General features: G+C 36.7%; 12 protein-coding genes. 9 read left to right on the plus strand and 3 right to left on the minus strand.

The features are described from left to right. Nucleotides 1-53: 53 nt before the first annotated feature. Nucleotides 54-2,609 carry a tetratricopeptide repeat protein gene (locus H6G44_RS06080; protein WP_190386434.1) on the minus strand — a complete coding sequence of 852 codons (2,556 nt, stop codon included), beginning with the start codon at nucleotides 2,607-2,609 and terminating at the stop codon, nucleotides 54-56. Nucleotides 2,610-2,856: 247 nt separating this feature from the next. Between H6G44_RS06080 and H6G44_RS06085 the strand changes: the two genes are divergently transcribed. The 9 genes from H6G44_RS06085 to H6G44_RS20615 all read left to right on the plus strand — a co-directional run bounded on the left by H6G44_RS06085 (nucleotide 2,857) and on the right by H6G44_RS20615 (nucleotide 13,800). Further along, entirely contained in the window at nucleotides 2,857-3,126 is a 270-nt protein-coding gene (locus H6G44_RS06085) for an RNA polymerase sigma factor (protein WP_190386435.1), read from the plus strand. A 202-nt stretch (nucleotides 3,127-3,328) separates the two neighbouring features. Then, nucleotides 3,329-3,907, plus strand: a complete 579-nt coding sequence (locus H6G44_RS06090; RefSeq protein ID WP_190484294.1) for a hypothetical protein — start codon at nucleotides 3,329-3,331, stop codon at nucleotides 3,905-3,907. A gap of 137 nt (nucleotides 3,908-4,044) precedes the next feature. Then, nucleotides 4,045-4,581 carry a hypothetical protein gene (locus H6G44_RS06095; RefSeq protein WP_190386437.1) on the plus strand — a complete coding sequence of 179 codons (537 nt, stop codon included), beginning with the start codon at nucleotides 4,045-4,047 and terminating at the stop codon, nucleotides 4,579-4,581. Between the two features lie 136 nt (nucleotides 4,582-4,717). Beyond that, nucleotides 4,718-9,046, plus strand: coding sequence for a beta strand repeat-containing protein (locus tag H6G44_RS06100; protein WP_190386438.1), 4,329 nt, complete (start codon nucleotides 4,718-4,720; stop codon nucleotides 9,044-9,046). Between the two features lie 215 nt (nucleotides 9,047-9,261). Then, nucleotides 9,262-9,771 carry a hypothetical protein gene (locus H6G44_RS06105; protein ID WP_199291780.1) on the plus strand — a complete coding sequence of 170 codons (510 nt, stop codon included), beginning with the start codon at nucleotides 9,262-9,264 and terminating at the stop codon, nucleotides 9,769-9,771. Nucleotides 9,772-9,902: 131 nt separating this feature from the next. Further along, nucleotides 9,903-10,724, plus strand: coding sequence for a P pilus assembly protein, chaperone PapD (locus tag H6G44_RS06110; RefSeq protein WP_190386439.1), 822 nt, complete (start codon nucleotides 9,903-9,905; stop codon nucleotides 10,722-10,724). Between the two features lies 1 nt (nucleotide 10,725). Then, a complete protein-coding gene (locus tag H6G44_RS06115) occupies nucleotides 10,726-11,190 on the plus strand; it encodes a hypothetical protein (protein WP_199291781.1) in 465 nt (154 codons plus the stop codon). Nucleotides 11,191-11,206: 16 nt separating this feature from the next. Further along, nucleotides 11,207-11,710, plus strand: coding sequence for a hypothetical protein (locus H6G44_RS06120; RefSeq protein WP_190386440.1), 504 nt, complete (start codon nucleotides 11,207-11,209; stop codon nucleotides 11,708-11,710). Between the two features lie 50 nt (nucleotides 11,711-11,760). Further along, nucleotides 11,761-13,800: a carboxypeptidase-like regulatory domain-containing protein gene (locus H6G44_RS20615; RefSeq protein ID WP_190386441.1), complete on the plus strand. Its 2,040-nt coding sequence runs from the start codon at nucleotides 11,761-11,763 to the stop codon at nucleotides 13,798-13,800. Between the two features lie 64 nt (nucleotides 13,801-13,864). On the opposite strand, the gene H6G44_RS06130 is transcribed toward H6G44_RS20615, so the two are convergent. After that, entirely contained in the window at nucleotides 13,865-14,461 is a 597-nt protein-coding gene (locus H6G44_RS06130; RefSeq protein ID WP_242031705.1) for a hypothetical protein, read from the minus strand. Nucleotides 14,462-14,468: 7 nt separating this feature from the next. Beyond that, the gene (locus H6G44_RS06135) at nucleotides 14,469-15,689 is read right to left on the minus strand and encodes an urease accessory protein UreH domain-containing protein (RefSeq protein WP_190386463.1); all 1,221 of its coding nucleotides are present in this window, start codon (nucleotides 15,687-15,689) and stop codon (nucleotides 14,469-14,471) included. Nucleotides 15,690-16,545: the final 856 nt, after the last annotated feature.

Consider the following 16,545-nt stretch of genomic DNA (forward strand, 5'->3'; position numbering starts at 1 on the left):
GCCGGGTGGATAATAAATTAAACTCTACCCATACAAGACTTCCGCTTGGGGAGTTATTGTTTTTGAATTGCTTTTTGAACTCTCTCAACTTGTAGAGGAACTTCCGCCTCCGTAAATAATATTATGGCTTGCTCAAAATTGATCTGACTATTTTGAAATTCACCCATTTTCTGATATGTTAAACCTAATTGGAAATAAGCTGCTGCTAAATCATATCTATTAGCATTGATTTTATTGAATATTTCTATTGATTCTGAATGTTTAGAAAGTGCTTCTTGAAAATTATTTTGGATGCGAGCAAGTTCTGCTAAACCAGTTAAAGCCTGAGCTACAAATAGATTATGTTCAGGATTATATTTAACTGCTTCAGAAGATTCCAAGGAAAGGATAAATGGGTTCGTGTTCCCGTAAAATCGAGTTTTTTCTTGAGACAATTTTATTACTTCATGATACATTATCAAAGATTTTTGAATATTCCCTAAATTTTTGTAAATTATACCTAACCTGTTTAACACATAGATTTTACGCCATACAAGAAAATCTAATTCAGTTTCTAAACCCGACTTAATAAGCAAAGTTTCGATATTAGCTACAATATAACATAGTCTTTTAGCCAAAACTTGAGCAAGAAACCCATAAGATAATCTTTTTGTAAAAAATTTATCAACAACTGATGTTTTTTCTAGATTCAAGTACGAGTATATAATAGCTAATTGCAGAGATATATTTATTTGATATCTTTTTATTTTTAACTTTAAACTTGGACTTACTTTTCGCATTATGGTTGCTAACCATGATTTGGTTAGGTCTAAAATATTTAGACCTGCTTCCAGTTCCCAGCTATTTATATAGCAGATAGATAAATATATTTTATTTTTTAATATCAACAATATAATATCATCATATTTTGTGTCTATCTTATTATTTTCAAACCCATCTAAAAGAGAATTTGCCAATGCTAGTGATTTATTATGGTAGTTAATTGCTATGTTTATATTTCCTAAGAGCATATTGATTTCACCTTTAATAGAATCAATACTTGCTATTATATATTGAGATTTTATGTTTTTTATGATCAAATCCAATATAGATATTGTTTTTACTAATCCTACCGCTCGATGGTAAGAAAAAGCAAGAGTTTCATCAGGTGTGAAGGAATTATTTCTTCGTTCTATCAATACATATCCAGTATTTTCAAAGTCATGAATACATTCATAATGATAATAAGCTTCAAAGGCTTTCTTCGCGTCCTCGCTTGTGCGAATATTTTTCACACTACCTCTCCAAAATTCGGCTGCTTTTCGGTTAACTTCCTCCCATTCTTGACTTGATTTTAACCTTTTTATGCTCTCTTCTTTAATTACTGGATGCAGCCAATACTTCCCCTTAGCAAATTCAAACAAACGCAAACTTCTTAAAGTTCTAATTATATAGATATGCTGGTCAGGAATATCCCACAACAAAGCTATTAAAGCATCTTCAGTCACTTGCGGTATATCTTGATAGCGATAACATCCTAACCTACACAGTAACTTATAAGCATTGGGATTTAAACTTTGTAATCTCTCAAATTGATTGACAACTAAATTTTTTAATCCTCTTTCCACCCAAGTACAATTTTCTTGCCAATAAGCAGTTGCATCTCCTTCATAATTTGTTTCTATTGACCCAACTAGAATATGCATGGCTTTAGCATTACCACCATATTTTATGTGCATTTCTTCTAGTAAAGAAACATCAATCTCAACTTCGTGAAATGCGAAAAATTTTTGCCATGCTGAACTACTCAAGTTACTTAAATAATAATGATAAACTACATCAATCCGGTCATCAAATAAACATTCTCTACTCGTAATTATTGTAAATGACTGCACAGTTGTATCAGCTAATATCTTCAATAATTCTAAATAACGACTATGATTTTGAATAAACTTACCGTGTTTATCTAGTACAGGTTCTAAATTATCAATTAATATTCCGACCCGACGATTTTGCAAGTGTTTTTTTAATCTGATCAGTGTAATCCCAAATTCCCTTCCTGGTTCTTCTTGAAAATATTGTTTTAACCATTCGTCAACTATGCTTTCAATGCTAGTGATATTCTCTGTTTCCCGAACCATTTCTAAGGATAAAACTAAATCAAAGCCGTGATTATCTAAATATTGCTTGGCTAAAGTTGTTTTACCTATTCCTCCTGGAGCCTGAATAACAATCATTTTTTGATGTTGATTGAAGAGAGTATTAAGCTTTTTTAAGTCATCATCTCTACCGAAAAAATTAACACCTTTATTCTCAACAGAAAATAAGTCTTGATGACAAATATCTGTATTAATTATAGCTTTTGAACTTAGAATACTGTCTATATTACTTTCATAAAATAGTTTTAATGCCTCAAATACGGATTGAATTGCATACTCTTCAACACGCTCCTTTGTTAAAATCTTGCGAATGGTATCTTTACTTATTATTATACCATGATTTTCTAGTTGTATCTGTATCCACTTAATCCTATTACGAGGATTAATACATTTCTTCGTGAGGGTATCAATTATTTTCTTCTCACCCACACTAGTCAGTATGTAAGTAAGCCGATTTCTAGTATTCTTCATTACGTCTACCAAAAATTACGAATTTAACGAAGTTAACAACACTAGTGTGAAGTTATTTTTCTCTACTAACTAGTATTTAGAAAGCAATTGTACCATGATTTCCAGAATTTTCATTGACGAACTTTACTTAACTTCGTTAAATATGCACATACGATACAGAAGTCATGACTTAATAATATAGACATTGCCAAAATTTGGTCGAGTTACAGTATCACAGAGGTAATCAGTAATAAATCGAACTCAACCTATGAATAATATATTAAATTCAACACTACCGGACTTTTGGTCACTGTGGATTGACCATCAAGATTATTTATACAGTGCTTGTCTGATATGGATGAGTAATATTCCTGATGCTAAGGATATTATGAGTCAAGCCATGCTTAAAGCTGAGGAAAAAATGCGTATTCACACAGTCAAAAACTTTAGATATTGGGTAACACAACTAGCTTATAATCTCTGTCTTGATGTCTATAGAAAGCGTCATCAGACTATCCAGTATTCTACCCTACCCTAACCCTCTCCTGGTCAAGACGAGAGAATCCTCTTTGCGAAGGGTAAAAAAGGGTAATTCAACTTCCGTGCATACTGTAAGCCTTCAAAGAGAGAAGTTTTTCTGTAACTTTTTTGACTTTCTCAGTATCCTCTTATCACAAACAAGTGTTCGCTATCGCACAACAATTAAAACTCCAACTTCCCAAAAAGCATACATTAATAGTATGACCCAACAAGCAGCCAAGGTTATTCCCTCTCGCTCTCCTTTCCCCTGTCAATTCTTAATGATGATTTACCCGACCACAGTAAGTACAATTTTAGCTGTTATCATTGCTACTGCTTTCCCACTGAAAGCCTCCGCCCAAAATGCTGATATAGATTTTATAGGTACGATACCATCTGTCGTAAAGATTAACAGCACCAGTCCTGGTTCTATTCAGAACACCCCTAATCAAGATAATTCCACACCAGTGGTACTAAATATCACTAACACTACTGGCATAGTCTTGAGCATTACCAATATTGCTAATCAGGGTACGGTTTTATCTGGCAGTAAAACATATAACGATCTTGATCTAATCAACGCTAAAGTCAAAGATGGTGATAATCTCGTGATTGAAAGTGAAATTTCACCTAGTGGTAAGTCTACCCCAGTTCATCCTTTGAATGTAGCAAGTGCAGTTCAAGCCGCAGTCAGCAGTGGTAAAGATTATCTAATTTACCTTAAGATTACCAATATTTCTGGCTTATTACCACAAAGAACTTATAAAATCTATGTCAATATTCTGATCACACCCCAGTAATTGCCTCCTTCACTAAGAGAAAGTGAGATTAGAGTAGCCTTGATTACTTAATAATAATTCAGTAAAAAAAATAAATCACAACTTGGTTATCTTACTACTGTTAAGTTATAATTACTTAAACTCTTAGTCATAGAACAATGATTAATCTAAGTCGTAGTACCCTATTAACTGGTATCGCCGCTTTAAGCAGTATAGCCCTCAATTCTCAAGTCCGAGCTCAAACTGCTAATGTTGATTTTTTCGGTGTTGTCCCCCCAAGTTGTGCAGTCAACAGCATCACAGGCGGAACCTTAACAAACATCATTAATGGAACTGTAAACCCCCTCAAATTAGAAACTAACACCGTGGGTAACATCAATGTTAGCTGCAATAGTGGGGTAAAATTTGCCGTTACTGGTATTGAAAATAATGGCAGTACATTCACAAGCAAAACCTTCGGTGATATTGATGTCATCACCGCCCAAGTAGAAGACTCCAGCAATACTCAGGTCGCTACTGGTAATATTTCCCCCAGCGCTGGTACTACATCATTAAATACACCTGGAGTATTACAAACAGGTCCTATCACTGGTGACGACTATGGAGTTAAGTTGTCCTTAGAAGGTAATGGTGACAACACCCTGCCCGTAGGAACTTACAGAATTAGAGTCAAAGTTTCTCTCACACCTCAGTAAGCCTCCTCTGTGTTTTCCTACTTTTTCAGCCTCAAGCAGAATCTCCCATTGAGGGCTTTTTATATACCGTTGCATAGCTGAAATTTTTGCAAGCAACCTCGTTACATTTTCATCACACTCAAAGGAAATAAACAATATGCCGCAAGTTATTTGGACTAAACTGCTGGGAACTAGTAGTGCTGATTCGGCCGAGTCCATAACCACAGGTAGCGATGGTGCTATCTATGTCGCTGGGTATACTGATGGCAACCTGGATGGACAGGTGAATAGCGGTGATGGTGATGCCTTTGTCACTAAATACAATACCGATGGGACAAAAGCCTGGACTAAACTGCTGGGAACTAGTAGTTTGGATGAAGCTTATTCCCTAACCACAGGTAGCGATGGTGCTATCTATGTCGCTGGGTATACTGTTGGGAACCTGGATGGACAGGTGAATAGCGGTATTAGAGATGCCTTTGTCACTAAATACAATACCGATGGTACAAAAGCCTGGACTAAACTGCTGGGAACCAGTGGTAATGATTATGCCAATTCCCTAACCACAGGTAGCGATGGTGCTATCTATGTTGCTGGGTATACTTATGGCAACCTGGATGGACAGGTGAATAGCGGTAGATACGATACTTTTGTCACTAAATACAATACCGATGGGACAAAAGCCTGGACTAAACTGCTGGGAGTTAGTGGTAATGATTGGGCTTCTTCCCTAACCACAGGTAGCGATGGTGCTATCTATGTCGCTGGGTATACTTATGGCAACCTGGATGGACAGGTGAATAGCGGTAGTAGTGATGCCTTTGTCACTAAATACAATACCGATGGGACAAAAGCCTGGACTAAACTGCTGGGAAGCAGTGATTATGATTGGGCTTCTTCCCTAACCACAGGTAGCGATGGTGCTATCTATGTCGCTGGGTATACTGGTGGCAACCTGGATGGACAGGTGAATAGTGGTGGTGTTGATTCCTTTGTCACTAAATACAATACCGATGGGACAAAAGCCTGGACTAAACTGCTGGGAGGTAGTAGTTATGATCAAGCCAACTCCCTAACCACAGGTAGCGATGGTGCTATCTATGTCGCTGGGTATACTTATGGCAACCTGGATGGACAGGTGAATAGTGGTGGTGCTGATACCTTTGTCACTAAATACAATACCGATGGGACAAAAGCCTGGACTAAACTGCTGGGAAGCAGTGTTGATGATATTGCCATGTCCCTAACCACAGGTAGCGATGGTGCTATCTATGTCGCTGGGTTTACTTATAGCAACCTGGATGGACAGGTGAATAGCGGTGGTGTTGATGCCTTTGTTACCAAGTATAATACGGATGGGACAAAAGTCTGGACTAAACTACTGGGAAGCAGTGTTAATGATTATGCCTATTCCCTAACCACAGGTAGCGATGGTGCTATCTATGTCGCTGGGTATACTAGTGGCAACCTGAATGGACAGGTGAATAGTGGTAGTTACGATGCTTTTGTTATTAAGTTAAACGTTAACGAAGCCCCAGTTATTACCAGTCCTGCTACCGCCACCTTTGCCGAAAACGGTACAGGAACAGTTTATACTGTCACCGCTACATCTACCAGTACAAACCTCACCTACAGTTTATCTGGTACGGATGTTAATCTCTTTAACATCAATAATGGCGTTGTCACCTTCAAAACCGCGCCTAACTTTGAAGTGCCTGGTGATAATGGTGCAAATAATGTTTATGATATCAACGTTATCGCTAGTGATGGTTCATTAACCGCAACAAAAGCGGTAGCCATTACCGTTACCAACGTTAACGAAGCTCCAGTTATTACCAGTGCTGCTACCGCCACCTTTGCCGAAAATGGCACAGGAACAGTTTACACCGTCACTGCTACGGATGTAGATGCGGGTACAACTCTCACCTACAGTTTATCTGGTACGGATGCTAACCTCTTTAACATCAATAATGGCGTTGTCACCTTCAAAACCGCGCCTAACTTTGAAGTGCCTGGTGATAATGGTGCAAATAATGTTTATGATATCAACGTTATTGCTAGTGATGGTACATTAACCGCTACACAAGCCGTAGCCATTACCGTTACCAACGTTACCGAACCTTCAGTTATTTGGACTAAACTGCTGGGAACTAGTAGTTATGATTGGGTTTCTTCCCTAACCACAGGTAGCGATGGTGCTATCTATGTCGCTGGAGTTACTGGTGGGAACCTGGATGGACAGGTGAATAGCGGTAGTTATGATGGCTTTGTCACTAAATACAATACCGATGGGACAAAAGCCTGGACTAAACTGCTGGGAGGCAGTAGTTATGATTATGCCAATTCCCTAACCACAGGTAGCGATGGTGCTATCTATGTCGCTGGGTATACTGGTGGCAACCTGGATGGACAGGTGAATAGCGGTAATGAAGATGCCTTTGTCACCAAATACAATACCGATGGGACAAAAGCCTGGACTAAACTGCTGGGAGGCAGTAGTTATGATATTGCCATGTCCCTAACCACAGGTAGCGATGGTGCTATCTATGTCGCTGGGTATACTGATGGCAACCTGGATGGACAGGTGAATAGCGGTAATAATGATGCCTTTGTCACTAAATACAATACTGATGGTACAAAAGCCTGGACTAAACTGCTGGGAGGCAGTGGTGCTGATTATGCCAATTCCCTAACCACAGGTAGCGATGGTGCTATCTATGTCGCTGGGTCTACTAATGGCAACCTGGATGGACAGACGAATAGCGGTGGTGTTGATTCCTTTGTCACTAAATACAATACCGATGGGACAAAAGCCTGGACTAAACTGCTGGGAACCAGTGGTGCTGATTATGCTTATTCCCTAACCACAGGTAGCGATGGTGCTATCTATGTCGCTGGGTATACTTATGGCAACCTGGATGGACAGGTGAATAGCGGTAGTTACGATACTTTTGTCACTAAATACAATACCGATGGGACAAAAGCCTGGACTAAACTGCTGGGAGGTAGTGGTAATGATATTGCCTATTCCCTAACCACAGGTAGCGATGGTGCTATCTATGTCGCTGGGTATACTAGTGGCAACCTGGATGGACAGGTGAATAGCGGTGGTGTTGATGCCTTTGTTACCAAGTATAATACGGATGGGACAAAAGTCTGGACTAAACTACTGGGAAGCAGTGTTAATGATTATGCCTATTCCCTAACCACAGGTAGCGATGGTGCTATCTATGTTGCTGGGTATACTGCTACCAACCTGAATGGACAGGTGCATAGTGGTAGTTATGATGGCTTTGTCGTTAAGTTAAACGTTAACGAAGCCCCAGTTATTACCAGTGCTGCTACCGCCACCTTTGCCGAAAACGGTACAGGAACAGTTTATACTGTCACCGCTACATCTACCAGTACAAACCTCACCTACAGTTTATCTGGTACGGATGTTAATCTCTTTAACATCAATAATGGCGTTGTCACCTTCAAAACCGCGCCTAACTTTGAAGTGCCTGGTGATAATGGTGCAAATAATGTTTATGATATCAACGTTATCGCTAGTGATGGTTCATTAACCGCTACACAAGCAGTAGTCATTACCGTTACAGACGTTAATGATATTGTTCAATCCTCCGTCAGCTACACATTAAACTCCAGCGAAACGGATTTAGCTTTAATAGGAACCGCAAACATTGACGGAACTGGAAACAGTCTCAATAATGCCATCTTCGGTAACAGTGGTAATAATGTTCTCGATGGCCGCGCTGGTGCTGATAGCCTTTTTGGTAATGCCGGTGATGATACTTTGATAGGTGGTCTTGGTGCTGATACCATGACCGGGGGAATTGGTAATGATTGGTACTGGGTAGATGATGCTGGAGACAGTGTGATAGAATATGCCAATGAAGGTACAGATAAGGTTTTCACGAGTATCAGTTACACACTTACAGCCAATGTAGAAGACCTGGCTTTACAGGAAATAGCCGCCAATATTAATGGTACGGGTAATATCCTGAATAATACCATTACAGATAATAGCAAAGATAACATTCTCGATGGTGGTGCTGGTAATGATATTATCAGAGCCTCTGGAGGGAATGATACCTTAATTGGTGGGATAGGTGCGGATACTTTAACGGGAGGTTTAGGTAATGATAGGTTTGTTTATACCAATTTAACCGATTCCTTGTTAGGTGGAATTGATATCATCAAGGATTTTAACAATAGTACGGATACTGACCGTTTTGTAGTTAGTGCTGCTCGCTCTGTGTTTAATAATGTCGGTGTAGTTAGCGGACTCAATGCCACTGCCATTGGTAGTAAATTAACTACTAGTAACTTTGGAGCTAATGCTGCTGCATTATTTACCATAGGCTCAAAGAGCTATGTAGCTATTAATGATAGCATTGCTGGTTTTAATGCTCTTAGTGATGCCATTGTGGATATTACGGGATACAAGGGTACTTTATCTGCTGGTAGTTTTGTGACTGCTTAAGCTAGGTAGCGGTAAAATTGCAATAATTAGATACTTGATTTCTCTAAGGGACTTCTAATTAAAAAAATACCCAAAAATTTCTTGTGGTGCGGGTATCTTGCCTACTAATCATCAAGGACGGGCAGGAAGCCCATCCCACAAAATTGGGTAAAATAGTAGAATGACAAACTCTGCTATTATTATTATTGTCGGTAAAATAATTATTACGAAAATATATGACAACTAACCCACCAACTCTCACTTATACCCTGGAAGAAATATTATCTCGTTTGGATCAAAAGATAGAGAAGCAATTTACTGAAGTTAACCAAAAAATAGATCGGCAATTTGCTGAAGTCAACCAAAAAATAGATCGGCAATTTTCTGAAGTCAATCAAAAGTTTACTGAAGTCAATCAAAAGTTTACTGAAGTCAATCAAAAGTTTACTGAAGTCAATCAAAAAATAGAGAAGCAATTTACTGAAGTTAACAAAAAACTAGAAACTATTGATGGTAGACTAAATAAACTGGAAATTGGCCAAGCGGAATTATCAGGGGAAATTAAAATCTTAGATGAAAAACTATCTGGAGAAATTAAAACCCTAGATGAAAAAGTTATTGGTATTGATAAAAGACTAGATAACCAAGAATTTATTAATCGTGGAGTTCTAGTAGCAGTGATTATTGCCTTAATTAGTGGAGTGGTCAAACTATTTGGTTTGTTTCCCAGCACTGGTAAAATTTGAAAATTACAGCATTTTTAGCTTGAGTCAGGTACATAATCGGGACTCCACAAGAGTTTAATCATTAATATCTGTACTCCATAATAGCGGTAACTGCTGTATTATTATAAAACTCAGTTTTAGTTATTGAAAATATGAAAAGAAAAATTGCGAAAATTCTGCCTTTATTCTGTTGGTTTCCTCTTGGTTTTACTCCTATGATAGCCTACGGTCAATTATCTGTTTCTCCTTTAACAATTCAACGTCAAGCAGAATCAGGACAAGCTAGGGGAGTGATTAACATTTCTAATAATTCTAATAAACCTTATCGAGCTAGAGTTTCTTTATCACCTTTCACTTATAATCAGGAAGGACTGCAAGTTTTACAATCTAGTCCCAATGACTTAACACCCTATTTAACATTTTCTCCCCGTGAATTAGTAATTGAATCAGGACAACAACGTTCAATTCGTTTTAATGCTAGGTTACTTCCTAGTTTACCCCAGGGAGAATATAGAGCTATGTTCTCTGTAGAAGAACTTCAGGATAACAGTTCTACTGAAACAAATCAGGTTTCTGTTGTTGTCAATATAGCAGCAACGATATATGTAATTAATGGTGATTTTGTTCCCAAAGTAGGAGTAGAAAAGGTATTTTATGATGGGCAGAAAAAGCAAATTAGATTATTAGTTAATAATACAGGTGAAGCCACAGCCCGCGTTAAAAATGAGTGGAATTTAAGTCAAGATGGCAAAACAGTTGATTCTGGTAAAGTAGAAGAAACTACTATTATTGCTAAAGGTAATCGGTATGTTGAAATATCCTATCCCCCCCAAGGAAAAACCCTAACACCTGGTAATTACCAATTGTCAGGAAAACTATCTTGGAATGCTAAAAAGGCAGAAAATTTACCCTTTAATCTCAATTTCACTGTGTCTCCAGCAGATATCAACCCACAGAAAAAACCTCCACAATAATATGACTACTAACCCACCAATTCTCACTTATACTCTGGAAGAAATATTATCTCGTCTTGATCAAAAGATAGAAAAGCAATTTGCTGAAGTTAATCAAAAAATGGATCGGCAATTTGCTGAAGTTAATCAAAAAATGGATCGGCAATTTGCTGAAGTTAACCAAAAAATCGATCGGCAATTTGCTGAAGTTAACCAAAAAATGGATCGACAGTTTACTGAAGTCAATCAAAAATTTACTGAAGTCAACAAAAAACTAGAAACTATTGATGGTAGATTAAATAAACTGGAAATTGGACAAGCAGAACTATCTGGGGAAATTAAAACCCTAGAGGAAAAAGTTAGTGGTATTGACAAAAGGCTAGATAACCAAGAGTTTATTAATCGTGGAGTTCTAGTAGCAGTGATTATTGCTTTAATTAGTGGAGTAGTCAAACTATTCGGTTTCTTCCCTACTGGCAAAATTTGAAAATTATAATTTTCTTATGTTTGGAGGGGAATCAATTAATTATTACCATTTAGCATCAAATTACAATTTACCTGCTCTCATTAGTCAAGTTAATGATGTTTCTATTGACCCTAAAGCAGAAGCAAAATCGCCGCAATTTGTTGTTTTACCAATAGGAATTAATATTGGTAAACTCAATGTTTTACAATCTGCCTCCGTTAAAGGTTATGAAGACGGAGAAAAAGCTATTGATTTTCCTAATTGGTTAATTCCTTTTCAAGATATAACTACAGCATTAAACCTGACTGTTAGTACGTTACCGAATGGAGAATTAGAAATAAAAGGAGTGGGTTTAATTAAACGTATTAAAATCAGTGAATTAACCTCAGATCCAGAATTAGGTTTAACTATATCTATCGCACAAATTGAGGAGTTATTGCAAGTTAGATCTAAATTTGATATTGTGGCTTATTCAATTATACTAGAACCACCCTGGTTAAATTTTAAAGGAAAAAAAACTACCAACCAGAACCTCCGGTAATTGTAGAAGGTTTACCTATTGTTAAAAGTCCTAATTTTACTTTCTCAACTGTGGGAGAACAAGTTAATATTAGTAGTAGAGAAAATAGTCAAGAATTAACTACTCAAGGTAGTTTAAATATTGTAGGTACAGTATTAAAAGGAAGTTGGTTTTCTCGAATTAATCAAGCTGATTTATTAGATAGTAAAAAATGGCAACTACAAGAAGGACAATATCTAAACCGCAGTGATTTTCATGATTATGTAATTGGTTCTCAACCTACTTTCTGGACGGGTCAAACTAGGGGTGATTATTGGGGTTTGACGACAATTAAAAGATTTGGATTCAAAGCCGATAATCTCAATAATAGCTCATTTACGCCCTCTCAAGGTTTACAAATTTCTACAATTAATCGCATTATTGAAGGAGCAGCAAAACCGGGAACTTTAGTGCAATTAGTTTCTGGAAATGATAATTTTATTTTTGGAGAAATATTAGTTGATTCTTCAGAAATTTATCGCTTTGATAATGTTCCCATTAATAGTGAAAATTATCGAGTTTTACTTTATGCTAATGGACAATTAGCAAGTAAACCCATAGAGAAAAAACCGATATTTCTGAATTTACCTGGACAATTAACCCAAGGAACATCAAGTCTAATTATATCCAGTGGTATGAATAGAGAAACGAGAAATAATGATTTTTTTGGAGACTTAAATAATGTTCGTGGAGGTATTGCTTATCGTCATGGAGTTACAGATTCTTTAACATTGGGAGGAGGAATCATTTATGATCAAAGTTTATTAGGATTAGGGGAGGTATTTTATCAACCTAATAATTTTCCTTTCAAATTGGCTTTATCCGCTTTAAAAGTCCCAGCTAAATTCAAATATAATGCTAATCTAGAATTTAGACCATCTTCTCAATTAAATCTGAATTTATCCAGTAATGAGCAGTTTCAAAGTTTTAATTTTAATTGGAATCCGGCTAAATTTTTAAGTTTTACTAGTAGTGGTAGTAATCTCAATGGTATTATGAATTTAGGATTAAATGTAAATCAGAATTTTGGTAAAATATCTACTTATTCAAGTCTGAAAATTGATAATAAAGGACAATTAGAATGGAATTCTAACCTGCGTTGGCGTAATTTAGCCGCTAGAGTTAGTCCTACTGGTATTGGATTAGAATTAAATTATGAAGGTTCTATTTTCAGTATTTTTAAACTCCCTGAAAAGGAAAATTTAATTTTAAGTTATGAAACCAGTAATTCCAGTAATAAACATAATAGTTTATTAACATTAAAATGGAAATATCAATCACCTTATATTAATCAACGTCGTCTCTGGGATTTTGATCTTGGTTATGGTATCAGTTCTCAAGGTAGTGGTTTTTTAGCTTCTGTTTCTACTTTTTTTATTCCCGGTTTGTCTCTGCGTTTGCGTTATGATGGAATTTCCATAACATCAGATACAGCCTCTTATCGGCTTGAAATTGGTTCAGTAGTTAATTTCAGTCCTAATTTAAGATTTGGAGACTCTGAATTTGAACGTTTACGCAGTGAGGGTGGTATATTTATTCAACCTTTTTTAGATAAAAATAATAACGGTATTAGAGATAATAATGAAGAGATTTATACTCAAGATATGGAACTACTATTAATCCTAAATAATAAAAAATTTAATCCTAGTTTGGGAACTATTACAAAACAAGGTGTTTTATTTAAAGTTCCTCCGGGTATTTACCGTCTTGATTTAGATCCTGCTGGATATCCTTTAGACTGGAAACCTGTTCAACCTGGTTATGCTGTGGAAATAGTTGCAGGTAGTTATACAACTACTTCAATTCCTTTTGTTGCTTCTTATACTTTAGCGGGAACTGTGAAAGATACTGAAGGAAAACCTGTTGCTGGTGCTAGAGTCGAAGCTATTGATAATAGTAAATCATCAGTTGTATCTATTACAAATAATTCAGGTATTTTCTATTTGGAACAGTTGCGACAAGGAACTTATGAGTTAAAAGTTAATAACAAATCTGTTGAACCAAATAAGATTATAATTAATTCAGATTCTCCTAATTTACAAGAATTAAATTTAAAATTACCTAATCCTTAATTAAGGCTAAAACCCTTTTTACTCTGCTCTCTATTTTAGCCCAATGACAATTTTTAACGCTAACCTACTTAATTGGTTTTAAAAAAACTACAATACAACCTGAAGTTAACAAAAACCCCAACAAAATCAAAGGTTGTGCTAACCTATTTATTGTCTCTTCCCTGCCGATATTTTGCCCAGATTGGGGAATATCTACAGCCTTTCCTGTGGCCACAGTGACAACAAACTGCAACTCAAAAGGTTTAATTTTTCCCTCAATAGCAGTCTTACCACTTAATAGCAACTGATAAGCCCCTGGTTTGGGAAAAGTTACTTCTGCTCCTGGTATATCTTGATAGCGTTCAGCCTGAATAGATTTTAATCGAGGTTCAATTAATGCCAGTTCTCCTGTTACATGAGGTTCAGAATAAATAGCCAATTGACAATTACAATTTTTTAAAGGAATTACCTTACCACCTTTTCGAGTCAGAGCAAACCAAATTTGAGTAACTTCCCCAGCGCGGGGATTATCATTAGGTTCTAAATGGATAGTAGCACCCACATTTTCAGATATTTGTACTGTATGGGCTAAAGTTTGAGTATTTGCAGTGACTATTAAACTAGATAAAACTAATAATAATATATACTTTACTTTGCTTTTGCTTAGAGAAGAAATGGTCAATTTATCGTTATTTATTGGGAGGAACATAAAACTTTTCTAGACCTAAATATAACCAAAAATGCCGCGAACGTACTAAGAATACACCAAAGATAATTATCCCTAGCAAAATGACTGCTAATTGGTTTGTCCAACTTAATCTTAAAGTACCCAGGTAATGAGAACCAATCAAAACCGTATGAATAGCGCTCAATAACAAAGCTGGTACACTTAAAAGATGAATTTGTCGCCAATGCTTACCTAATAACTTTTGCAAAAAATCAAAACTTGTACAAGCCGCAGGAGTCATTAATACCAGTGCTACAGCCCCTGCACTCATTCCCCATTGAAATTCTAGGGGTAAAAACCAAACAGCGGTGAAATTCCAGTTTAGAGAGTGTTCAAAATGATGAATGGTGTGTACCCCAGACAACACAAAAGCCCCAACTCCCAAAGCTCGACGGTAACGCAGAGGTGCACGCCAAAAACTATTCACAGGCCGGGCAATTAATGAGAGAATTAAACAAATTAGAGCAGCGTGGCCGCTATAGTCTGTCATGGTGTCCCCTGTTCGTAACAAAGTAATAGCACCAATAATCAAAGTTACCCAACCACCCAAGCGCAATAATTGACTGCGACGATCTTTACTAATTAACGCCGTAGAAACACCTATACCCAACATAATTGGTAGTGTACCGGCTCCAAAAGCTAACATTGTCGCTACACCTTGCCACAAATTCCCCGTAGCTGCAGCCTTAATTTGAGCCGCGTATAAAAAACCACAGGGCATTAATCCCCAAGTCATGCCTAATAGTGCCGGTGTCCACCATTGAGTTTGTGCGGATAACTTCATCATTACCGTACTGAGACGGTTGTGTAAGTTACCTTTGAGTATGGGGTGTAACAGGGGAATATGCGGTAAAAAATCCGGTTTAATTTGTCCTAAACCAAACCAAATCAGCATTATACCCGTAATTATCGCTATCCAATGTCGTAAATTGCTACCAATTCCCGCTAGTTGTCCACCCTGTACTAATACTGAACCTAGTGAGCCAATGCCAGCACCAACTAAAGCATAACTCAATATTCGCCCTAAGTTAAGTAAAGTATGAAATTTTAATTGCTGTGGCCAAGTTGGGTTTTTTTGCTGCTTAGAAAGAGAAAAAGCTACTGTTAAGGGTCCACACATTCCAAAGCAATGTCCAAAACTACCCAAAAACCCTAAAAGTGTGATCAGTGATAAATCTAGCATATTAACCATGGAAACTGAATGGGAATTGGGAATCGGCCATTAGGAAAGTATACCTTTTTCATCTCTTACTATGATGTCCATGTCAAAAGACAAGCTGTCAAACTTGGTGTAGTATAGAGCTAATCTTGCCAGATTCTGATACTAGCTTTGTCTCCAAAAAAGATTATTTTTCCTCAGCTAAATCAATTAGTACAGAATAAAGTCCACAAAAAGTTACATGATAAATATGCAATATGTCCAATTAATTCAACAATTATTACATTTATACTTAAATATGTAAAGTTTTGTAACGACATTCAACATTTCTGGAAATAACTACTTTATTGCAAAGAGAACAAGATAATCTAGAAAGAGTATTTCAATAATTAGATAGAGATTTATTTTTCAAACCTTTACAAAAAAACATTGATAAAAAATCACCCCCAGTTTAAAAATAACTGGAGGCTATGATTAAAGACATTGGAATGTGGACTAGTTGAAATTCAAAGTTAACCTTATTTTTATATAATTATCTCTATCTGTAGGAAAGTTCAAATTTAATTAATTTCCGTCTAATTGAATAGAGATAATAAATACATAGGACGAATATTTGATTATAGCTACACTACTTAAAATTTTGCCAATATCATCTACGAATAACCGCTATAAAAAAAGACCCCCGGAAGTAGACCGAGGGATTCTGCAAGTCGGAATTATCGCACAAAGACATTCGCACACTCAAAATAGCAATAGAACAAGCCGAAAAAATGCCAAAATGCCAAAAAGCTAAAACTCCCCCTAGAACAGCATTTGACCCCTGATTTTTGACTCCTGTTATGTTTTAGACCTGCAAATTCCAAATTTCTATATTCAGCAA

The sequence above is a fragment of the Aphanizomenon flos-aquae FACHB-1287 genome (assembly GCF_014698755.1).
Taxonomy (GTDB): domain Bacteria; phylum Cyanobacteriota; class Cyanobacteriia; order Cyanobacteriales; family Nostocaceae; genus Dolichospermum; species Dolichospermum flosaquae.

Coding starts and splice junctions, on each gene's coding strand:
- H6G44_RS06095 (WP_190386437.1), top strand. CDS start 4,045: ATGATTAATCTAAGTCGTAGTACCCTATTAACTGGTATCGCCGCTTTA.
- H6G44_RS06120 (WP_190386440.1), top strand. CDS start 11,207: ATGTTTGGAGGGGAATCAATTAATTATTACCATTTAGCATCAAATTAC.
- H6G44_RS06105 (WP_199291780.1), top strand. CDS start 9,262: ATGACAACTAACCCACCAACTCTCACTTATACCCTGGAAGAAATATTA.
- H6G44_RS06100 (WP_190386438.1), top strand. CDS start 4,718: ATGCCGCAAGTTATTTGGACTAAACTGCTGGGAACTAGTAGTGCTGAT.
- H6G44_RS06080 (WP_190386434.1), bottom strand. CDS start 2,609: ATGAAGAATACTAGAAATCGGCTTACTTACATACTGACTAGTGTGGGT.
- H6G44_RS06090 (WP_190484294.1), top strand. CDS start 3,329: ATGACCCAACAAGCAGCCAAGGTTATTCCCTCTCGCTCTCCTTTCCCC.
- H6G44_RS06115 (WP_199291781.1), top strand. CDS start 10,726: ATGACTACTAACCCACCAATTCTCACTTATACTCTGGAAGAAATATTA.
- H6G44_RS06135 (WP_190386463.1), bottom strand. CDS start 15,689: ATGCTAGATTTATCACTGATCACACTTTTAGGGTTTTTGGGTAGTTTT.
- H6G44_RS06085 (WP_190386435.1), top strand. CDS start 2,857: ATGAATAATATATTAAATTCAACACTACCGGACTTTTGGTCACTGTGG.
- H6G44_RS06110 (WP_190386439.1), top strand. CDS start 9,903: ATGAAAAGAAAAATTGCGAAAATTCTGCCTTTATTCTGTTGGTTTCCT.